Source organism: Mucilaginibacter sp. (assembly GCF_028287845.1).
In the GTDB taxonomy this organism is placed as follows: domain Bacteria; phylum Bacteroidota; class Bacteroidia; order Sphingobacteriales; family Sphingobacteriaceae; genus Mucilaginibacter.
Genome location: NZ_JAQBOW010000162.1, coordinates 39,006 through 59,540 on the forward strand (window position 1 = coordinate 39,006; position 20,535 = coordinate 59,540).

Sequence of the window (20,535 nt, forward strand, 5' to 3'; positions counted from 1 at the left end):
ATTTTAAATTATAAGATATAAACCTATTTTACGTTATTTGAAGCTGATATGATAAACGCTTACCAAAATAAGAGACGCTGGAAATATATATTGCTTGTTTTTGCCGTAATTATAGCCAGTGGTTCCTTGTTTTACACAAAATACCTGGTAATAAACATTGCAAAGTCTGAGCGTACGCGCGCGCAGGTATGGGCAATGAGCATGAAACAAGTAATATCGGCAGATGATGACGACTTTTTGCCCTATGTTTTTGCAGTGCGTGATAGCTCGATAGTACCGGCAATTGTTACCGATGAAAAGGGTGATATACAAAGTGCAAAAGGCCTTGATAGTACCAAAACCTACATTCCTCCTGTTCCGGATGCTGTAAAAAGTCAAAATGCGCCTCAATATGATCCGGAATATTTTAAACACGAGCTGCAAATAATGAAAAAACAAAATGAGCCTATTAAAATACCCGTACCAAGGGGTTATTGGCTCATTTATTATAAAGAGTCTCCTCTGCTTACGCAATTAAGAATATTCCCTTATGTACAGCTATCAGTAATTGCTATTTTTTTACTGGCTGCTTATACAGCTTTTAACTCTTCGCGCAAATCTGAACAGAACCAGGTTTGGGTGGGATTGGCTAAAGAAACCGCTCACCAATTGGGCACGCCCATATCATCCCTGATGGCATGGATAGAGTTGATAAAGGATAAGTTTAATGCCGAAGACGACCCGCTGATTGCCGAAATGGAAAACGATGTACAACGGCTGGAAATAGTAGCCGACAGATTCTCTAAGATTGGCTCCAAACCAAAGCTGGAAGAATATTCTGTTTACGAGGTGGTAGAAGACTTTGTAAATTACTTTAGGGTACGGGTAAGCAATAATATTAGCTTTGAGCTAACCGGCAATAAAGACCTAAAGGCAGGTTTAAATATACCGCTGTTTGATTGGGTGATTGAAAATTTACTCAAAAATGCTGTTAACGCAATTCAGGATAAGGGAAGCATCAAAGTAAACATAAGCACCAATAAGGTTAAAGACCAGATATTAATTGACATTACCGATACCGGCAAGGGCATACCCCGTTCAAAATTTGCCACTGTATTTCAGCCGGGTTATACTACACGTAAGCGTGGCTGGGGCCTGGGTTTATCTTTAACCAAACGTATGGTTGAAAATTACCATAACGGGCAAATATTTGTGCGCGATTCTGAACTGGGTAAAGGCACAACTTTTAGAATAATTTTAAAAAATATACGATACGATGAATAGACCCAAACCTGATGAATACGCGGCCTTCTATGGTAATTATATTTCTCTTGTTTGGGAAGGACCGGTTTTAGATATTTTGGAAGATTTAGCTTCGACCACCTTTAAATTTTTTAGTGACCTTACCGATGACCAGGCTAACTATGCTTATGCCGAAAGCAAATGGACCATCAAAGAAGTGCTGGGCCATATAATAGATGCCGAGCGCACCTTTGCTTACCGTATCCTGGCCTTTTCACGCGGGCAGAAAGAACTGCCCGGCTTTGATGAGAATGCGTATGTAGAGAGCGCAACATTTAACAACCGTACCATACAGGATCTGGCAGCCGAATTTAAAGCAACAAGAATAGCTAACTTATATATGCTGCGTGCATTAACGCCGGGGCAATTAAATATAACCGGTATAGCTAACGGTAGTAAAGTGTCTGTATTGGCTATAGTATATATATTGGCCGGGCACGAGCTGCACCATTTGAAAATTATAAAAGAGAGATACTTGATTTAAGGTAAAAAGGCGAAAGGTAAAAGGCAAAAGGTTTTTCTCCTTTTACCTTTCGGCCTTTTACCTTTTACCTCCTAAAAAAAACCTTTTACCTCCTAATTTATTCTCCCGCTTCTTTCTTAGCTTCTTTTTTTTCAATAAGGTAGGATGTAAATAAGCCCAATCCACCAAATATGGCTATCATAGCGAAATAAATAGCCGGGTTATCATTGTCCCTACTGCTGAAATATTGTGTAGCGTCTAATGTATAAGCCAGGAATAAACCTATGCCCGAACCTATCAGTAATAAGCCCCAGGTAAGTACATAGTTGCGGCTAACAGGTTTTCCAACATCAATTCCGGGGTTCATACCTCGTTCTATCATAGCCATTTTTTCGCGGCTACGTAAATAAACAATTCCAAATATCATGGCGAATAATCCCAGTGATATTAAAATGGGGAGCATAACCCCGATTACTTTTACATCCATCTTATTTAAATTTTAAAGTTAGTTTTTAGTTTTCATATACACCATAATTAATGTATTTGTAAGCTATGACTACCGGATTTTTAAAGAGGTTACAGGTTTTATAAAAAGTTGTAAGGTTAGCAGTTGGCAGTATTAATATTTATCTTTATTTAATACTATCAATATATACAGTTTGGAAATTGGTTCACTAAAAACTGCAAACTAAAAAAAAGTGTAACCTCTGTAAACATCACGTAGTCATAGTCTATATAAAATGCAAAGCAAGCTTTCAGATATAGCGTTAATAGTAAAGACACTGGCCGGCGACCAGTCGGCTTATGCCGACTTGGTTAAGCGCCACCAGCGTTTTGTTTTTACATTGGCTATGCGTTTTACAAAAAATCGCGAGGATGCAGAGGAAGTTGCGCAGGATTGCTTTATAAAGGCTTACCGCTCGTTAGCGTCGTTTAAGCAGGAGTCTAAATTCAGCACTTGGCTGTATAGTATAGTTTATACAACTGCCATGACATCATTACGCAAAAAAAGAGTAGATACAACATCTATTGATGACGAAGATACTTATATACAGATAGCAAACACATCGTCGGGCTATGATGTTAATAATGCAGAGAATAGATCCAGGTCGTTTTACTTGAACCAGGCCATTGCACAACTAACACCTGACGATGCCATAATTATTACGCTATTTTACAAAGGCGAGCAATCTCTGGAGGAAATTGCACAAACTTTAGGCATTGAAGCTAATAGCGTTAAGGTTAAATTATTTAGGGCACGCCAGCGTTTGAAAGAAAAACTGGAGCGTAATTTAAAACATGAGGTTAACGAATTGATATGAGCATAGAAGAAAAACTTTGGGACTATATTGATGGCGCCTGCTCTGTTGAAGAACATGAAGCTATTGACCTGCTGCTTGTGCAGGACGAAGCATTCCGGCAAAAATACCTGGAGCTGCTGGCCCTTAACCGCGAGATAGCCGCTATGGAGATTGAAGAACCATCTATGGCCTTCACGTATAAGGTGATGGAAAATATACGTGCAGACTATGCAAAAAAGCCTCTAAAGGTGGCTATTGACAGCCGTATAATTAAAGTGATAGGTGGCTTTTTTGTACTTACTATTGCGGCATTATTACTATTTATATTGGTAAATATTAATTGGTCTGCAAGTACCACGGTTGCACTGCCAGCGTTTAAAATGCCCGAAATGAAAAGCTTGCTAAGTGGCGAAGTTTTAAAAGGCTTTTTATTTTTTGATGTAGTATTAGTGTTGTTTTTGTTTGACGCTTTTTTGCGCAAAAAGGGTATTGCCAAACATGCGTGATATTTTGTACAGTTTGGTGTATTAAAATGACAACAGCGTATTTTAAATAAAAGGAATTTATATTGAAAATATTTTTTCCACACTGTATACTGACATTTCTGGCATTTAACAAATATTGGTACAGTAATTGTACTAAAGTATATAAGCTGGCAAACTTGCCAGTTTAATTGTGATAAGGTTTAGGTTGAAAGCCCCCAAGCAGCAAGTGCAAAGGGGCTTTTATTTTTTAGGCAACTTTGGCTTTCTCCTTTGTAAAAGGATTAAGCATCAAAGAAAACAATATCACCAAAATACAGCCTATGGCATTTAGCCACAAATAAGCTACAGTTCCGCAAATTCCCATTACGCAAATAATAGCTTCTGTAATAACCGCTGCAATGAATACAGCCGTACCCCCTACCCGTTTCACATAAAACGCCACTACAAATACACCGAGTATAGTACCATATATGTAGGATCCTAACTGGTTCACCGCTTCTAATAAATTGCCCATTTTACCCGCGTAAAGGGCCATACCAATACAAACCAAACCCCAAAATATAGTGGCCAGGCGCGATGCAAGCAAATAATTTTTATCAGACGCGCCGGGATGGATAATACGTTTATAAATATCAATCACGCTGGTTGATGCCAAAGAGTTTAATGCGCTGGCTGTTGAACCCATAGACGCTAAAAATACTATGGCTATTAATAATCCTATTAATCCGCGGGGTAGGTAATGGGTCACAAAATTCAGGAACACATAGTTGGTATCATCAGTATCTGCCTTTTCGTTATTCTTTTTCATCAGGCCTATGCCATCCCGTCGGATGCTGTTTACCTGTTTATCGGCCAGTTTTAAATTTGCCTGAGCCCTATCTATCTGGCCGGCATCCTTACTATCAATAGCGCTAATTAATTCGTTCGACTTGGCTCTGCGTTGTTCAAACGCGGCAGTATATTTTACTTCCAGCGCGTTATACTGCCCGGCATAAGCGCTTTGCTGCACCTGCTTTACCTCGTATTGATTAAAGAACAGGGGCGGCCTGTTAAACTGGTAAAAGGCAAAAACTAATATCCCTATTAACAGGATGCAAAACTGCATTGGTATTTTTATCAGGCCGTTCATGATCAGCCCCAATCGGCTCTGCCCTACCGAGCTGCCTGTAAGATAGCGCCCAACCTGGCTTTGGTCTGTACCGAAATAGGATAGCTGCAAAAAAAAACCCCCAATTATACCGCTCCAAATATTATAGCGGTTGTTGGGGTCAAACTTCCAGTCAATAACATTCATCTTGCCCATTTTGCCGGCAAGTTTAAGGGCATGACCAAATCCAACACTATGGGGCAGTAAAACAACCACCAATATCCCGGCCGCAAACATCCCCAAAAAAATAATACTCATTTGCAGCAATTGGGTGTATGATACCGCTTTTGTGCCGCCATATACCGTATAGAAAGTTACCAACCCGCCAATAAATAAGGTTGTATAAGTAGTATTTATGTTGAGGATGATAGATAATATAATAGCCGGCGCGTAAATAGCTATACCGGTTGACAGGCCTCTCTGTATTAAAAAAAGAAGCGATGTAAGCACACGCGTTTTCAGATCAAACCGTTGCTCTAAAAACTCGTAGGCGGTATATACCTTAAGGCGATGAAATATGGGTACAAAGGTTATACAGAGTACGATCATGGCCAGCGGCAAACCGAAGTAGAATTGCACAAACCGCATCCCATCGGAATAGGCCTGGCCAGGTGCCGATAAAAAAGTAATAGCGCTGGCCTGCGTAGCCATTACCGAAAAACCAATATGGTACCAGGATAAAGAGCGGCCGCCCACTAAAAACTGATCGGTGGTTTTGTTGGTGCCGCTTTTCCATAGTCCGTAAACTACTATAACCAAAATGGTGGCACCAAGAACGATCCAGTCTGTTAAACTCATTTAAGATACAAGGTAATGAGCCAGAATACTATAATTAAAAAAACCAGCCAACCGACTACAATGCCGTAAAACTGGTTCCAATTGCGTATAAATGAAGGTAGCTCGGGATCAGGCTTTTTCACTGCTTTTAGCCAGTACATTCACGAAGAAGGCCGCACTTAAAAATCCTAAAATACCACCAACTATTACCCACGTAATGCTTACCGCTATAACTACGCCAACAAATAAGCCGCTCAATATACCAACCAGGTAATAAACGTAGTCTAAATTTTCTTTTTCTGCTTTTGGGTGATGTTTCATATCTCTATATATAATGACAGCAAAATTAATGGATTAATTGATTATCTAATAACTTATGAGTGAGAAATGTTTAATTTTTATTGTCATTCTGAGCATAGCGAAGAATCTTATACACCATAACAGTTATCCGCTGGGTACTTTGTGAGGATCCTTCGCTATGCTCAGGATGACAAACTATTTATTATTGACATATCTGCACATCTTACCTCGGCTTACTCAACAAGTTCACAAACAACCTGTAGGCACCCGGCACACCCGCAGGCAACTCCCTGAAAAAAGCCAGCGATGTATAAACAAACCGGCCCTTGCCATAATCGGCAACTATTAATGAGCCTGGATTTGGTGCTTCGCCTGTATCATTCATTTGCAGGATGGTTTTATAACGATTATCAATATTGCTCACAAAATATAAGCCGCGCTCCTGTATCCAGCCGTCAAAATCTGCCTGGGTAATTTTATTGGGATAGTTTAGTACCGCATCGCTCTCGTCAAGGAAAGTAACCTTGGCATTTTCATCAGTAACCCTTTGATTTACCAGTCGGAACGGGTATGGACCAATTTGGTTCAATACCAGCCCCGCGTTATTATTGTATTGCACTACTAAATTTCCACCGTTGTTTACATAAGCCATTAATTTAGGCTGTTCAACCACCAAACGTGAGTTTACATTATAGGCACGTACGCCGGTTACTATGGCATCGTATATGGAAAGATCGGTATTAAGAATATCGTTTTCTGTTAGTTGATGTACTTCATAACCTACCTGCTGCAATGACTCGGGCACTACATCACCCGCCCCGGCTAAGTAGCCAATTTTTTTGCCCGCGGTTTTCAGGTCTATGTCAATCAGCTTGGCTTCAGCAGGCGGGAACAGTGTTATAGTCGGCACATGATCGTAACGTATGCGCTGTATGCCCATTGTATAATCTTTTCCTCCAACTGTTGTTATAGCTTCAAAAGTAGCAACCTTAGGCTTATTATCTGCCGGTGCTATGGTGAACGATGCCATCCATTCGTCGCCTTTATTTTTATTGGTAAAGTCTATCTTATCCGGACTAATCTTCCAACCTGCAATAGGTTTTATGCTGATACTGCCGGCGGTTTTGGTAAAGCTTTGCAATTTTATCTGTACAATTTGCGGTTGCTGTGTATTAAAAACATAATCTTTATTTTCAATATTAGCAGTTACCGGCGGAGCCACTTCTATGGGTTGATATATCTCGCCTTTGGCGGGATCAACGTATTTATACATTAATCTGCGGCTAATTCTAACCGGCTTGCCTTCAATTACAAATTCAAACTCAACCTTTGGTACATCAGGATTTTCAGGATTACCAATTTTGGTTTCGTCATTTATTGTATAGGTACCCATGCTATGGGGCGATTCAAGCCAATAGGGTTGTGATATTTTACCCGTGCCCATTTTTAAATTAACGGTTTTGAGTTGGTTAACCGGAAAGTCAAAATTCTTTACATTAATTACATCTGCCGGTGTTGTGCTAAAACTATTTAAACTCATCTTGTTGTTAAACCTCCTTATCATTTGTAAGCTAACAGCCATACTGTCACCTACCGCGTAAGTTGGATTATTAGTATAAGCCTCAACCCATAATCCGGCGCATGCCGTTATCAGTTCATCCAGTTCTTTTACCTTTTGCGCACGCCAATAAACATCACTTATTTTTTCAACCCTGCTTAACAAGCCCACCAACGCAGGTACAGATTTCGCCGGATCTTCGGCATCAAAACCCTTTTTTATTATTGCCAGTGTAGCTGCTATGGCTTCGCCATCTTTAACTCTTCCCCAACCGGTATTAACACCATCCATTAAATCATTTTGTGGGGTATCACCCAAAATAGTTTTAAAATACTCGAATGATTGCCCTCTTTGTTTGGCACTGCCAAACCCTTGTGTTTTATGGTTAGAACGGCTATCGGCCGCAACTTCGCCATAGCCTTTACCGGTTATAGGGTTATAAACACCTACATCAATTTTAAATTGATTCTCCGCCGTGGTATTAGTAGTACCAAAATTGAAAGTGTTCCATAATAAACGCTTTACCTGCCATGGTTGTATATATTTCAATTGTTCAGGGAAACGTTTCGGATCGGCAGCGGCAATAAATGCTTCCTGCGCTATAATGGCCGATGAAGTATGGTGCCCATGGCCCCCTTCGCCCGTGGTAGGGAAACGGCATATAATAACATCGGGCCTAAATTTACGTATCACCCAAACGGCATCGCCCAATACTTTCTCCCTGTCCCATATTTTTAAAGTTTCTTCGGGCCCTTTAGAAAAACCAAAATCGTTGGCACGGCTAAAAAACTGCTCGGCACCATCAACCCGGCGTGCGGCCAAAAGTTCCTGTGTGCGTATTAAGCCTAATATTTCGCTTTGCTCGTTTCCTATCAGGTTTTGCCCACCATCGCCGCGGGTTAATGATAAATAGCCCGTGCGGTAATGCTTTTCCTGCGCCAGGTAGGCCAGCAAGCGGGTGTTCTCGTCGTCGGGGTGCGCAGCCATGTATAATATACTGCCCAAAACGTTCAGTTTTTTAAAGCTTTGTTGTATAGTTACAAGGTCTGCCGGCGGTGCGGTTTGAGAAAATGCAGTACCTGTAAAAAGCAAAAATGCGGCAAGTAGTTTAATACGCTTCATAGCCAAATATATTAAAAGAAAATTAGCAGGCTTTTATTGTATCAATAATAAAACAAAAATTCAAAATCACTGTATTTTATATAATTATTAATCGATTGATTGATTTTTTATAATTGATAATCAGAAACTTATAAAGTTAACATAAAAATAATTTTATATCAATCAATCGTTTGATTAAGTTTGCACTATAAAATGATTATGGATAAAGAAAAAATAGACAAGAAAGACCATATTCTGGATGTAGCCGAGCGCGTATTTTCAGAAAAAGGTTTTGACGGCGCATCTACCCGATTGATATCTGGTGAGGCCGGTGTTAATATGGCTATGCTTAACTATTATTTCGGCTCGAAAGAAGGATTATTCCTGGCAATTTTTGAACGCAAGATCTCATCTTTTCAAGATATTTTACAAAACCTGGGCAATGATGATAGCATTGGTGCCTGGAACAAGATGGAAAAATATATAGAAATGTATGGCGAGAAGGTGGTAAATAATAACTGTTTCCAAAAACTATTATATCAGGAAATGAGTATGAATAGAAGTACGGATTTATCATACAAACTGCGCGACATGTTAATGAAGAGCATTACCGAACTGGATAAAATTTTGCGTGAAGGAATTGCTAACGGCGAGTTTAAAAAAGATATAGATATCCCGATGGTGATAGCCGCGCTTTATGGCACTAAAAATTATATAATAAACACCCCCATGATGTCTTCGCCATTACTGGGTTATGATATAAATGACGATAACATGATTGAGACCAGGCTAAAGCCACAAATAAAAAGCTTCATGAAAAATCTTTTAAAATCTTACTTACACAACTAACAATGAATATACCATTTAATACAACTCACAAACTACACCTTTGCAAGATACCAGTTTTAGCTATTGTGCTTTCTCTATTGCTGATGTCATTGGTTTCTAAAAAAGCTTCGGCTCAGGATAGGACCATAACTTTAACAGAAGCCGTAAAATTGGGTATTGATAACAGTAAGGTTTTAAAACTATCGCAATCAAGGATAGACCAGGCAATATCCCAATACAATCAGGTGAAAGACAATGTATTACCTACCGGATCAGTAAGTCTTTCTTACAACCGTGCAGAAATACCTTATAACACACTTAATTTTGGCCCAAACACTATTGCATTACCTAAAAACGACAACGCCTATTTAGGTATCGTTTCATTAAATGAAACCATTTTTGCCGGCGGAAAATTAAAGTATGCGCAAGAGTCTACCCGGTTATTAACCAGCATATCTCGTTTAGATGCGGATAAAGACAAGGACCAAATCACTTATGATATTATAAACGAATATTACAACCTGTATAAAGTATTGCAAAGCAAAAAGGTGGTTAACCAAAATTTGGAAACCATTGATGCGCAAATACACCAGTCGCAACGTTTTTTTGAGCAGGGCCTGGTTACTAAAAATGATGTACTGCGTTTTCAATTACAACGTGCAAATGTTGAGTTAAGCGGCATCGATCTGGAAAGTAACCGTAAGATCATCAATTATAATTTAAATATCCTATTGGGCTTGCCAGAAACTACCCAGTTAAATATAGCTCAGATAAACGAAGAAAACAGAGAGCTGGGGCCGCTAAACAATTATATTGATACAGCATTTAGCAACCGCCAGGAGCTTAAGCAACTTGACCTGCGCAACAAGTATGCAGAAACAAGTATAAAAACCATTAATGCCAACACTACACCAACCGTATCGGCATCGGCGGGGGGCTATTATGTTGATGTTAGTGGTAATCCGCTGCCAAGATCAGGAAATTTTATTACCCCTGTAACCGTAGGTTTAACTGCGGCATGGAATTTTGGCGCTTTATGGACCAACAAAAACAAACTGGCCGAAGCAAGGATACAACGCGACCAGGTAGCTATAAACAAAGGTATAACGCTTGATAATGTAAAGAACGAGGTAAATCAAAACTACCAAAGCTACCTTACGGCTTTAAGCAGAATTAAGCTCTTACAAACATCAATTGAGCAGGCTGGTGAGAACAACAACATACTGGCATCAAAATACAAAAGCAACATAGCATCAGCAACTGACAGGGCAGATGCAGAAACACTATTATACCAGGCACAAATCAATTTAGAATTAGCTAAAGCCGATGCTGGACTGGCCTATTACACTTTATTAAAATCAACCGGAAAACTTAACAAATAATACAAAAAACACAATGGCAAAGCAAGAAACAACCGAAAACCAAACTACAAAAAAACCTAATAAAGTACTTCCGATAATATTAGGGATAGTACTTTTAGGAGGTCTATTTTTCGGAATAAAAGAATATATATACTACGGCAAACATGTGGATACTGATGACGCGCAAGTTGATGGCGATATAAGCCCGGTTGTAGCCCGCGTAGGCGGATATGTTGATAGCATATACTTCGAAGATAATATGCACGTTAACAAGGACCAAATACTGGTAAAAATTGATCCTCGCGATTACAAGGTTAAATTAGAGCAGGCACAAGCCGCGCAAGTTGGCGCCAGCGCAGGTGTTAATGTTGGCCAATCGCAAATTTATACTACGGCTTCAAACTCGGCTGTGGCCCTGGCGGGAGTTGTATCTGCACAGGCGCGTTTAGATAAGGTTCAAAAAGATTACCAGCGTTATGCTAACCTGGTTAAAGATGGTTCTATAACCCAGCAACAATTTGATCAGGCAAAATCTGATATGGAAGTTGCACAGGCAAACTTAAACGCTGCTAAAGATCAATACAAAGCAGCCGAGCAACAAATTGGTACAACCCGCGATCAGTTAAAGGTTACTAATACCGGCGTTAACCAGAAACAGGTTGATGTTGATTATGCTAAATTGCAATTAAGTTATACAGATGTTAAATCGCCGGCAAATGGCATTGCATCAAAAAAGAATGTACAACTGGGCCAGTTGGTACAAGCGGGACAAACTTTGTTTTCAATTGTTAATGATAACAGCCTGTACATAACCGCTAATTTTAAAGAAACCCAATTGGAAAAAATACACAGCGGCTTAAAAGTAAATATCGAGACTGACGCTTATCCTGATTTGAAGATAGAAGGAACTGTGTATAACTTCTCGCCGGCAACAGGTGCAAAATTCTCTTTATTGCCGCCGGATAATGCCACTGGTAACTATGTAAAAGTGGTACAACGTATCCCTATTAAAATAAAAATAAACGCATCTAAAGATGTTTTGGATAAACTGCGCCCGGGAATGAGCGTAAATGTATCTATTATTACTAAAGACTAATTTAATAGTCCGGAGTTCAAAGTCTTTGGTCGTAAGTCTACCATTTTACGACTTAAGACTACAGACTTAAGACTAACTATACTTTCATATAATACTGTAACAAAAAATGGCTGAAACTGGCTTTAAAAAATGGATCATTACTATCACGGTTATTGTAGCTTCGTTATTGGAGCTTATAGATACCACGATAGTAAACGTGTCCTTACCGGTTATCCAGGGCAACCTGGGTGCCACACTGGAGGATGTTGCATGGGTTGTTACCGGTTATGCGGTGGCAAACGTAATTATTCTACCCATGTCTGGATGGTTAGGCAGCCGTTTTGGACGTAAACAATATTTTATCACTTCAATAATTGTATTCACCATTGCCTCATTTTTATGCGGTAACGCCACAAGTTTGGATGAACTGGTAATTTTCAGGATATTACAAGGGCTTGCAGGCGGGGGTTTGATATCAACATCGCAAGCTATTTTGGTTGAAACCTGGCCCCGGGAACAGATAGGAACAGCTACAGCCTTATTTGGTTTAGGCGCGGTTGTAGGGCCAACCCTGGGCCCAACTATAGGTGGTTATATTACCGATCACTTCTCATGGCGCTGGATATTTTATGTGAATATTCCGGTAGGTGCGCTGGCGGCATTTTGTGCGTTTACATTTATACATGAAACACCTAAAGAAGCAAAAGGAAAACCTATAGACTGGTGGGGCATTGCACTGCTGGCAATTGCGGTAGGCAGTTTACAAACTATTTTGGAAAAAGGCGAATCGGAAGATTGGTTTGCTAAAACTTATATATTGGTGCTTACTGTAGCGGCTGTATTAGGGGTTATTCTTTTTATATGGCGCGAAATGAGCATAGAACATCCAATAGTAAACTTTGGCATATTGCGGCACCGAAGTTTTGCGGTAGGGATGTTTACTTCATTCGTGCTTGGTTTTGGCTTGTACGGCACGGTTTTCGTGTTCCCGGTATTTTGTCAGAATTTGCTAGGGTTTTCGGCCCAGCAAACCGGCGAGCTATTATTTCCGGGCGGATTGTGTACCATTATTATGATGCCATTTATAGGCAAAATGCTTAATAAAGGTATCCCCGCACAATTTATGGCAACCGGTGGTATGTTTTTGTTCTTTGTGTTTACCACTATGCTGAGCAACTCGACACTTAGCACAGGACAAAAAGACGTGTTAGTTCCTCTTTTAATTAGGGGTGTTGGGATGGCATTGTTATTTGTACCGCTAACCACATTGGCAATTGCCGACTTGAAAGGGCCCGAGTTGGGGCAAGGCACGGGTTTAAATAATATGATGCGCCAGTTAGGCGGGTCATTTGGTATAGCTGTATTAACTACTATTATTCATATAAGAACAAGTGTGCACCGTAGCAATTTACTAACCAACATAAATCCATATAATAATGCATTTATACAAAGGTTAAACATGTTGGAGCAAGGTTTTATTGCTAAAGGCAAATCTGCTTCTGACGCGCTGCACATGGCCTATGCTGCAATTGAAGGCGCTGTAACCAGGCAATCATTGTTGCTGACTTATGATGATGCCTACTACCTTTCAGGATTGGTAATGTTATTTTCTATACCATTGTTATACTTGCAGCCGTTTAAAAAGAACGTAAAAGTTCCTACAGACGTACACTAACAAGAAAAAGCCGTTCCCTATGAATGGAACGGCTTTTTTAAAAATTAACAATTAAATTTTAGTAGTGTGTCCCCGATAGCGGCTTTTCCTCACACAAAAAAGTATACTCGCAGGACTTGTTTAAATCTTAGGTATAAAATTAGAAGTTTTTAATCAAAAAACCCTATTTTTATTTGCTTTTAATGATATTTTTTCATTCTCATTAAACCTTAAGTGATTACCTAAGCGTATAGTATCCAAATGCCTTATATAATCAAACAGCAATGACAAACCAATTTCTGTTTTTTTATATTTGAACAATGGGAATTATACACGCGCTGCAAACCTGGTGGCAAAATCAATCAATGCTTGAAGTTGTTGGCGTTATTACCGGTTTATTATGCGTTTACCTTGCTGCAAAAAATATTATCTGGAATTGGCCCCTGGCTATTGTTAGCGTTGGTATTTACATTTTTATTTTTTATGATAGCCATCTGTTTGCCGATATGGGCCTGCAGGTATATTTTTTAATAACTAACATATACGGCTGGTATTTTTGGAGCAAAAAATCAGCATCCGAGGATAAGGCACCGGTTATGCGCATTAAAAAAACAGAGATAGTATTATCTGTTATAGCGGTTGTTGTATTCACTTTTATATTGGGTTCGGTCTTAAAATACACAACGGCCTCCTACCCTTATATTGATAGTTTTTGTACTGCCTGTAGTCTAGTTGCACAAGTTTTTTTAGCACGAAAGGTGCTAGAGAACTGGCTGATTTGGATATTTGTAGATGTAATTTATGTAGGGGTGTATATTTATAAGGACCTGCATTTAACCGCTGTAATGTATGCCATATATATAGGCATTGCTTTATTGGGATATATAGATTGGAAAAGGGATTGGAAAAAGCAGAGCCCCACCCAACCCTCCCCGGAAGGGAGGGCTTTAAAAAGCTTATAATACAAGGTGTTAGTTCCTCAATGGTGTTCATGAGGGTTAATGCCGTTTAGAGGGGGCTAATAATTTGATATGGAAATAAAAAAGATCGCCATAGTGGGGCCTGAATCAACGGGGAAATCAACCATGTCTGCTTACCTTGCAGCACATTACCATACTGTTTGGGTACCTGAATATGCCCGCGAATACTGCGAAAAGCTAACTGATGCCCCAACCTGGCAGGACGAGATCAACATGTTTTACGGACAAGTTGCTTTAGAGAAAGAGCTATTACCTGCCGCCAGCCGCATATTAATTTGCGATACAACCTTTATCACTGTAAAAATTTGGAGCGACTATACCTTTGGCAAATCCCCGCAAGAGGTGTTGGACGAACTACCCAATTATCATTACGACCTATACCTGCTTTTAAACATAGACCTGCCCTGGCAGGATGATCCGCTGCGCGATTTCCCAAACATGCGCGAGCATTTTATGGATGTTTGGTATAAAGAGTTAAATGCCTTAAACGCCAATTACCTGCTGATAGAAGGTACCGGGCAGGATAGGTATGATAATGCAGTCGCTGCTATTGATAATTACCTGCTTCATATCGTCTAACTTTTCTGTTTCTCACATTTTTCCGGGCAAGTGTATACAAACTGCAGGTGTATACACGGTTTGTATATTTATAATATTATATATAAGTTAAAATACAGTCAAACAATCGGTTATCTTTACGTAATTCGTCATTATTTTAATTATTTGTTGTATACATGCAACGTTGTAAAATTCATCATGTCTTATAACCTGAAAGCTAATAAACTTGGAAGCCTTATTTATAGACAAGCATTACAACCTGGTGGTTGAGTGTAAGCAGGGGAGTAAAAAAGCCTGTTATGAGTTGTACAAATTATATTCTAAAGCGATGTTGAACGTTGCCTTTAGGATAGTGGGCAACGTGGGCGAGGCCGAGGATGTTTTGCAAGAAGCCTTTTTAGATGCTTTTAAACGGATTAAAGATTTTAGGCAGGAAACCACATTTGGTTTATGGCTTAAACAAATAGTAGTAAGCCGCTCTATTAACTTGTTAAGAAAACGCAAGGTAGAGCTGGTTGAATTAGGGGACGATATAGATAGTATAACAGACGAGGAACCCAATGATGAGGAAGAAACCCAATACAAAGTAGCTTTAATAAAACAAGCCATGAATGAATTGCCCGAAGGATATAAACTGGTAATATCATTATACCTGCTGGAAGGGTATGATCACGAAGAAATTGGACAAATATTAGGTATAACAGAAAACACATCAAGAACACAGTTTTTAAGAGCAAAAAGAAAACTTAGTGAAATTTTAACAAGGAAAGGAATAACACAATGAGCAAGCGATTAGAGGATTTCATTATTAACAACCGCGAAGAATTTGACGACCTGGAGCCAGGTGCAAACTTGTGGAGCAAGATCGATAAAAAAATACCAGCGCAAAAGCTGACGGCAAAAACATTTTCGTTTGCATTTGTATTGCGGGTTGCAGCATCAGTAATAGTAATAATGGGTGTATGCTTTGGAGCATACTTATACAATCAAAAAAAACAAACAATTAGCCTGGCTGCTATAAATCCTGAGTATGCTAAACAACAGGTGCATTATGCGTCAATGATAGCAAACCAGCGCAGCGAGCTTAAAACCATTGCAAAATCAGACCCGCAACTATATAAAGAGTTTACGACCGAGATTGCAAAAATGGATTCTACCTATAAAAAATTAAATAAAGATTTGGCTACCAGCCCTAACCAGGAAGCTGTTTTACGTGCAATGATCCGGAACTTGCAGGTGCAAACAGAGGTACTTAATCAGCAACTTAATGTAATTGAACAATTTAATGAATTTAAAAATCAACAAAAAAATGAAGTTAAAAATATATAGTACTGCCGTAATGGCTTTTATAGGCCTTATGGCTTATAGTACTGCAAATGCACAACAAACAGCGGTAGAACCTGTAGCTCCCCAAACAAGTTCACCGTCGGTTGAATCGGGTTTATCGATAGCTGTTGCCCCACGGGTTTATTATTCAGGGCCCAGTACTTCTACCGTTAGCCCGAATGTTTACTATTCGGAAGATCAACCAGGCGATACCGTTTATCGTAATAAAAAGAGGAGACTGGCGGAACAAATGCGTGCGCTTAATAAGCAAATGTCTGAACTGAACAGGGAAGAATCAAAGAAAAACAGGCTCGTTGAACAAGACAGAATGACTATGCTGCGTAAAACAATGAGCACCCGTTTTGATTCGTCTTTCAGCAGGAACTTTGGCCGATCCTTTACTAATAACTTAAAGTTCAATTTTGATTCGGACGCCAATTTGGAAAAACAGGTACAAAGCGGCGAAGTAAAAGAAAAGAGCAAAACCATTAGCAAAACTTATCCTGCCGACAGCAATGATAAATTACAGATTGATAACCGCTACGGTAAAATAACGGTAAACACCTGGGCAAAAAATGAGTTTAAAGTTGACATACAAATTAATGCTTATGCTAACGATGATGCTAAAGCTCAAAAATTAATTGACCAGACCAATGTTACTAATAGTAAAGAAAATAACGTAGTTGCTTTTACAACAGCAATAGATCATTCAGACAACTCATGGTGGGGAACAAGATCAGAAAACGGGAAAATAACCAGCGTACGTAAAGTAACTATCAATTATGTAATTTATATGCCTGTAAAAAGTGCGCTTACTATCACTAATAAATATGGCAGTGTTGTATTGCCTAATTTAGATGGCAAATTAAATATCAATAATTCGTACGGCGCCCTGGTAGCTAAAGCTTTATCTAACAGCGACAATGTGATAGCAGTAAAATATGGCAGCGCTAATATAGGAAGCCTGAATGGCAGCGATCTGAATGTATCATACGGCAGCCTTGACCTTGAATCGGCAGATAAGGTCAACGCGACTATAAGTTATGGCCCGGCAAAAATAGGCAGGGTAAGCACATCGGGTACATTTAACGTACGCTATGGTAGTGGCTTAGAAATAGGTGATATAAGTAAAAATTTAAAATCTCTTACTGTTAATTCATCTTATGCTCCTGTAAAATTAGGCTCCATAACTGAGACCAATGTTGATTTTGATGTAACAGTTTATATGGGCGATTTTCTTTACAACAATGCAACAAGCGTTACCAGTAAAACACCCGATAATGAAAAAGGATATAGTTCAACAAAAAACTATAAAGGCCACGTAGGCAAAGGCAACGCCGATAAAGTAATCACCGTAAAATCAAACTACGGTACTGTTAAGTTTGATAAGTAATTCCTCTTGTCATTTAGAACATAGTGAGAAAATAAAACGCCATGCATAACTAATATGCGTGGCGTTTTATTTTATATCGTATAAGATTTTTCGCTATCGCTCAAGAATGATCGTTGCAGCTTAAAACACCCTGCACAACAATCCCTTCAAGTACTCCCCTTCAGGGAAAGACGATCTAACCGGGTGGTCTTCGGGTTGGCAAAACTGGTAAATAAATTGTACTTGTTTATCTGCATCTAATGCGGCCCAGGCAATAACCTGTTTAAAGGTTTCCATATTCATGGCGCCAGAGCAGGAATAGGTAGCCAGCAAGCCACCATTATTTAATAACAGCATAGCTAAGCGGTTCAGGTCTTTATAAGCCCTTGAGGCTCTGTCCAGCGCCGAACGTGATGGCGCGTATTTTGGCGGATCGAGTACAATGATATCAAACATTTCACTTTCTTCCCTAAATACTCTTAACTGTTTATTTACGTCGGATTGTATGGCGATATGCTTTTTAATATCCAGTTTATTTAGTTTGATATTCTCTTTCAACGTTTCAATTGCCAATGCCGAACTATCCACACTGGTAACAGACGTGGCGCCGTTATGCAAAGCATTTAATGTAAAGCCGCCGGTATAGCTAAAGCAATCCAGCACTTTCTTGCCTTTGGCGTAGTTTGCAACTATTTTACGGTTATCGCGCTGGTCGCAATAAAAGCCTGATTTTTGACCTTCTGCAATATTAATATTATAAATTATGTTGTTCTCTTTTACCTCAACAGAATCAGGCGGGTTATCACCAAACAATACTACATTGGTTGTTTCTAAGCCTTCGTGCTGCCTTGATGAGGCATCGCTTTTATCAAAAATGCTTGTCGGTTTTAGCAAACGCCTCAGTTCGTCAATAATAACCGGCATAACATTTTCTATGCCCGATGTAAGCACTTGTACTGCCAAATGATCAGCATATTTATCAACTATTAAACCCGGCAGGTAGTCTGATTCGCTGAATATCAGTCGGCAGGTATTGGTAACACCGGTATTTAACAACTCATTGCGCCCTGCTACAGCAACCACTACTTTATTACGGAACCAATCCTCATCAACAGTAACTTGCTCATCCCACTCCAGCAAACGCAGCGCAACGCGCGATTGATCGTTATAGAACCCATAAGCCATAAAATCGCCTTTGGCATTCAGCAGGCGCACAATATCGCCATTTGCAGGCTTACCTTTTACCGCCTCTATCGCCCCCGAAAATACCCACGGATGGCGATGAAGAACCGCTTTCTCTTTACCCTTTTTTAATACTACATCAATCATGGCTGCAAAGGTATCAATAAGGCATAAACAAAAAAACCCGGCCATAAGCCGGGTCTTTCTATTTATAATATTATTTAATTACTGGCCTACCATAAAGCTGTTATTAAAGCTTCCACCATCAGGATAGTAACCGCTAATAACTACGTTGCCGTTTTTAAGGTTAGTTATTGCTTTGTCAATGTCAGCAACGCTGTTTATTGGTTGTTGATTGATCTTGGTAACAACCGAGCCTACCGGAACTTCAAAACTATCAAATATACCGCCATCACGTACTTGTGTTACTATTACACCGCCATTCAAATGGAATTTACTTTTTTGTGCAGGTGTAACCGGCATAAAGCTTGCACCTAATTTGTTATACAGTTCTGTTGCTGATTTTGAAACCACAGCAGTACGGACAACCGGAGCACCAGCCTTAAGCAGAACATCAAAGGTTTTTTCATTACCATCGCGCATAACGGTTAAATGAATTTTATCACCGGGCTGTAAACGGGCCACACGTTCCTGCAAATCTGATGATTCGTAAACGGTAACGCCTTCCACTTTAGTGATGATATCGCCTTTTTTCAATCCTGCAGCCTCTGCGCCTCCACCGGCAACTAATTCATCAACGTATAATCCGTTGGTTTTATCACTTTTTACTTTTTCGGCACTTGCAGGATCACTAAGATCTACAAAAGAAACGCCTATATAACCACGTTTAACCGCGCCATATTTTTGAATATCGTTCAATACCTTTTTAGCCAGGTTAATAGGGATAGCAAACCCATAACCTTCGTATGAACCTGTGTGCGATGCAATTGCCGAGTTAATACCTATCAGTTCGCCTTTAGTATTTACCAACGCGCCGCCGCTGTTACCGGGGTTAATGGCAGCATCTGTCTGTATAAATGATTCTATACCTGTGTTTGGCTTAGGATCTTGCGAACGCATACGGGTTGGGCCAAACGGGTTATCATCCTGGTCATCTTCTCTTCCGATGATGCCAATACCACGGCCTTTTGCGCTAACGATACCCGCTGTAACTGTTGAAGTTAAGTTAAACGGATTACCAACTGCCAACACCCACTCTCCTACTTTTGCATCGTCAGAGTTACCTAACTTTACAATAGGCAGGTTTGAAGCATCAATTTTTATTAAAGCAAGGTCTGTATTAGGGTCTGTACCTATTACTTTGGCTGTAAAATGGCGGTGATCATTTGTTGTGATCTCAATTTTATCAGCTCTTGTTACAACGTGGTTATTGGTAACGATATAGCCATCAGGCGATATAATTACACCCGAACCTGAAGCCATTTGCGGCGTGTTTTGGCGCGGCGTGCGCTGTCCAAACATATCGCCAAACATTTGCTGCATCATATCTTGCTGGCTATTGCCTGCCTGGCTGGGGTAAGTTGTACGAATGTAAACTACCGCCGGCGTTACCGCTGCCGCAGCCTGTGTAAAATCAACCTCGCCCGCTGATGATGTAATAGCCGGCGATAAGTGGTTACTTGCAAAGTAAACCTTTTGCTTATCATCAATGCTCATGTTATCAGCATACTTCTTTTCGATCAGTTTGTACGAGCCCAATGCCATGGCGCCACCTACAAAAGCCGTTAATAATGTTAAACCAATTCTTTTCATCTTATTATCCTTA

19 protein-coding genes are annotated in these 20,535 nt (G+C 39.7%); 13 read left to right on the forward strand and 6 right to left on the reverse strand.

Going from position 1 to position 20,535, the window contains the following annotated elements; genetic code table 11:
- Nucleotides 1-51 precede the first annotated feature (51 nt).
- Both JWP71_RS16175 and JWP71_RS16180 read left to right on the forward strand, forming a co-directional pair.
- A complete protein-coding gene (locus JWP71_RS16175; protein ID WP_299502336.1) occupies nucleotides 52-1,263 on the forward strand; it encodes a HAMP domain-containing sensor histidine kinase in 1,212 nt (403 codons plus the stop codon).
- Nucleotides 1,256-1,765: a DinB family protein gene (locus JWP71_RS16180; protein ID WP_299502073.1), complete on the forward strand. Its 510-nt coding sequence runs from the start codon at nucleotides 1,256-1,258 to the stop codon at nucleotides 1,763-1,765. Before JWP71_RS16175 ends, JWP71_RS16180 begins: the two co-directional genes overlap by 8 nt.
- Nucleotides 1,766-1,862: 97 nt before the next feature.
- Here JWP71_RS16180 and JWP71_RS16185 read toward each other — a convergent pair whose 3' ends face one another.
- Nucleotides 1,863-2,231, reverse strand: coding sequence for a DUF6249 domain-containing protein (locus JWP71_RS16185; protein WP_299502076.1), 369 nt, complete (start codon nucleotides 2,229-2,231; stop codon nucleotides 1,863-1,865).
- A 253-nt stretch (nucleotides 2,232-2,484) separates the two neighbouring features.
- Between JWP71_RS16185 and JWP71_RS16190 the strand changes: the two genes are divergently transcribed.
- A complete protein-coding gene (locus JWP71_RS16190) occupies nucleotides 2,485-3,066 on the forward strand; it encodes a sigma-70 family RNA polymerase sigma factor (protein ID WP_299502078.1) in 582 nt (193 codons plus the stop codon).
- A complete protein-coding gene (locus tag JWP71_RS16195; RefSeq protein WP_299502079.1) occupies nucleotides 3,063-3,551 on the forward strand; it encodes a hypothetical protein in 489 nt (162 codons plus the stop codon). The genes JWP71_RS16190 and JWP71_RS16195 overlap by 4 nt, the downstream gene beginning before the upstream one ends.
- A 226-nt stretch (nucleotides 3,552-3,777) precedes the next feature.
- Here JWP71_RS16195 and JWP71_RS16200 read toward each other — a convergent pair whose 3' ends face one another.
- From JWP71_RS16200 to JWP71_RS16210, 3 genes are all read right to left on the reverse strand, one after another.
- The gene (locus JWP71_RS16200) at nucleotides 3,778-5,475 is read right to left on the reverse strand and encodes a sodium:solute symporter (RefSeq protein WP_299502081.1); all 1,698 of its coding nucleotides are present in this window, start codon (nucleotides 5,473-5,475) and stop codon (nucleotides 3,778-3,780) included.
- Nucleotides 5,476-5,583: 108 nt separating this feature from the next.
- A complete protein-coding gene (locus JWP71_RS16205; protein WP_299502083.1) occupies nucleotides 5,584-5,775 on the reverse strand; it encodes a hypothetical protein in 192 nt (63 codons plus the stop codon).
- 202 nt (nucleotides 5,776-5,977) lie between these two features.
- The gene (locus JWP71_RS16210) at nucleotides 5,978-8,434 is read right to left on the reverse strand and encodes a PIG-L family deacetylase (protein WP_299502085.1); all 2,457 of its coding nucleotides are present in this window, start codon (nucleotides 8,432-8,434) and stop codon (nucleotides 5,978-5,980) included.
- Between the two features lie 198 nt (nucleotides 8,435-8,632).
- Between JWP71_RS16210 and JWP71_RS16215 the strand changes: the two genes are divergently transcribed.
- The 9 genes from JWP71_RS16215 (at nucleotide 8,633) to JWP71_RS16255 (ending at nucleotide 17,588) form a co-directional block, all read left to right on the forward strand.
- The gene (locus JWP71_RS16215; RefSeq protein ID WP_299502088.1) at nucleotides 8,633-9,262 is read left to right on the forward strand and encodes a TetR/AcrR family transcriptional regulator; all 630 of its coding nucleotides are present in this window, start codon (nucleotides 8,633-8,635) and stop codon (nucleotides 9,260-9,262) included.
- 2 nt (nucleotides 9,263-9,264) lie between these two features.
- Nucleotides 9,265-10,623 carry a TolC family protein gene (locus JWP71_RS16220; protein WP_299502090.1) on the forward strand — a complete coding sequence of 453 codons (1,359 nt, stop codon included), beginning with the start codon at nucleotides 9,265-9,267 and terminating at the stop codon, nucleotides 10,621-10,623.
- A gap of 13 nt (nucleotides 10,624-10,636) precedes the next feature.
- The gene (locus JWP71_RS16225; RefSeq protein ID WP_299502092.1) at nucleotides 10,637-11,698 is read left to right on the forward strand and encodes an HlyD family secretion protein; all 1,062 of its coding nucleotides are present in this window, start codon (nucleotides 10,637-10,639) and stop codon (nucleotides 11,696-11,698) included.
- Between the two features lie 106 nt (nucleotides 11,699-11,804).
- The gene (locus tag JWP71_RS16230) at nucleotides 11,805-13,352 is read left to right on the forward strand and encodes a DHA2 family efflux MFS transporter permease subunit (protein ID WP_299502095.1); all 1,548 of its coding nucleotides are present in this window, start codon (nucleotides 11,805-11,807) and stop codon (nucleotides 13,350-13,352) included.
- Nucleotides 13,353-13,651: 299 nt separating this feature from the next.
- Nucleotides 13,652-14,293 carry a nicotinamide riboside transporter PnuC gene (gene pnuC, locus JWP71_RS16235; RefSeq protein WP_299502098.1) on the forward strand — a complete coding sequence of 214 codons (642 nt, stop codon included), beginning with the start codon at nucleotides 13,652-13,654 and terminating at the stop codon, nucleotides 14,291-14,293.
- A gap of 69 nt (nucleotides 14,294-14,362) precedes the next feature.
- On the forward strand, nucleotides 14,363-14,890 hold the full coding sequence (locus JWP71_RS16240; RefSeq protein WP_299502101.1) for an ATP-binding protein: 528 nt from the start codon (nucleotides 14,363-14,365) through the stop codon (nucleotides 14,888-14,890).
- A gap of 205 nt (nucleotides 14,891-15,095) precedes the next feature.
- On the forward strand, nucleotides 15,096-15,653 hold the full coding sequence (locus JWP71_RS16245; protein WP_299502104.1) for a sigma-70 family RNA polymerase sigma factor: 558 nt from the start codon (nucleotides 15,096-15,098) through the stop codon (nucleotides 15,651-15,653).
- Nucleotides 15,650-16,198, forward strand: a complete 549-nt coding sequence (locus tag JWP71_RS16250) for a hypothetical protein (RefSeq protein WP_299502107.1) — start codon at nucleotides 15,650-15,652, stop codon at nucleotides 16,196-16,198. Before JWP71_RS16245 ends, JWP71_RS16250 begins: the two co-directional genes overlap by 4 nt.
- Complete coding sequence (locus tag JWP71_RS16255; RefSeq protein WP_299502109.1) at nucleotides 16,179-17,588, forward strand: hypothetical protein; 1,410 nt, start codon at nucleotides 16,179-16,181, stop codon at nucleotides 17,586-17,588. Before JWP71_RS16250 ends, JWP71_RS16255 begins: the two co-directional genes overlap by 20 nt.
- A gap of 120 nt (nucleotides 17,589-17,708) precedes the next feature.
- On the opposite strand, the gene JWP71_RS16260 is transcribed toward JWP71_RS16255, so the two are convergent.
- Nucleotides 17,709-18,896, reverse strand: a complete 1,188-nt coding sequence (locus tag JWP71_RS16260; RefSeq protein WP_299502338.1) for a class I SAM-dependent rRNA methyltransferase — start codon at nucleotides 18,894-18,896, stop codon at nucleotides 17,709-17,711.
- Nucleotides 18,897-18,974: 78 nt separating this feature from the next.
- Nucleotides 18,975-20,522 (reverse strand): Do family serine endopeptidase, encoded by a 1,548-nt coding sequence (locus JWP71_RS16265; RefSeq protein WP_299502111.1) that lies wholly within the window; start codon nucleotides 20,520-20,522, stop codon nucleotides 18,975-18,977.
- Nucleotides 20,523-20,535: the final 13 nt, after the last annotated feature.

What these genes read in the sequence shown, in the direction of transcription:
- JWP71_RS16215 (WP_299502088.1), top strand. Translation starts at nt 8,633, where the DNA reads ATGGATAAAGAAAAAATAGACAAGAAAGACCATATTCTGGATGTAGCC.
- pnuC (WP_299502098.1), top strand. Translation starts at nt 13,652, where the DNA reads ATGGGAATTATACACGCGCTGCAAACCTGGTGGCAAAATCAATCAATG.
- JWP71_RS16210 (WP_299502085.1), bottom strand. Translation starts at nt 8,434, where the DNA reads ATGAAGCGTATTAAACTACTTGCCGCATTTTTGCTTTTTACAGGTACT.
- JWP71_RS16265 (WP_299502111.1), bottom strand. Translation starts at nt 20,522, where the DNA reads ATGAAAAGAATTGGTTTAACATTATTAACGGCTTTTGTAGGTGGCGCC.
- JWP71_RS16220 (WP_299502090.1), top strand. Translation starts at nt 9,265, where the DNA reads ATGAATATACCATTTAATACAACTCACAAACTACACCTTTGCAAGATA.
- JWP71_RS16200 (WP_299502081.1), bottom strand. Translation starts at nt 5,475, where the DNA reads ATGAGTTTAACAGACTGGATCGTTCTTGGTGCCACCATTTTGGTTATA.
- JWP71_RS16260 (WP_299502338.1), bottom strand. Translation starts at nt 18,896, where the DNA reads ATGATTGATGTAGTATTAAAAAAGGGTAAAGAGAAAGCGGTTCTTCAT.
- JWP71_RS16230 (WP_299502095.1), top strand. Translation starts at nt 11,805, where the DNA reads ATGGCTGAAACTGGCTTTAAAAAATGGATCATTACTATCACGGTTATT.
- JWP71_RS16185 (WP_299502076.1), bottom strand. Translation starts at nt 2,231, where the DNA reads ATGGATGTAAAAGTAATCGGGGTTATGCTCCCCATTTTAATATCACTG.
- JWP71_RS16195 (WP_299502079.1), top strand. Translation starts at nt 3,063, where the DNA reads ATGAGCATAGAAGAAAAACTTTGGGACTATATTGATGGCGCCTGCTCT.
- JWP71_RS16250 (WP_299502107.1), top strand. Translation starts at nt 15,650, where the DNA reads ATGAGCAAGCGATTAGAGGATTTCATTATTAACAACCGCGAAGAATTT.
- JWP71_RS16205 (WP_299502083.1), bottom strand. Translation starts at nt 5,775, where the DNA reads ATGAAACATCACCCAAAAGCAGAAAAAGAAAATTTAGACTACGTTTAT.
- JWP71_RS16180 (WP_299502073.1), top strand. Translation starts at nt 1,256, where the DNA reads ATGAATAGACCCAAACCTGATGAATACGCGGCCTTCTATGGTAATTAT.
- JWP71_RS16225 (WP_299502092.1), top strand. Translation starts at nt 10,637, where the DNA reads ATGGCAAAGCAAGAAACAACCGAAAACCAAACTACAAAAAAACCTAAT.
- JWP71_RS16190 (WP_299502078.1), top strand. Translation starts at nt 2,485, where the DNA reads ATGCAAAGCAAGCTTTCAGATATAGCGTTAATAGTAAAGACACTGGCC.
- JWP71_RS16255 (WP_299502109.1), top strand. Translation starts at nt 16,179, where the DNA reads ATGAAGTTAAAAATATATAGTACTGCCGTAATGGCTTTTATAGGCCTT.
- JWP71_RS16240 (WP_299502101.1), top strand. Translation starts at nt 14,363, where the DNA reads ATGGAAATAAAAAAGATCGCCATAGTGGGGCCTGAATCAACGGGGAAA.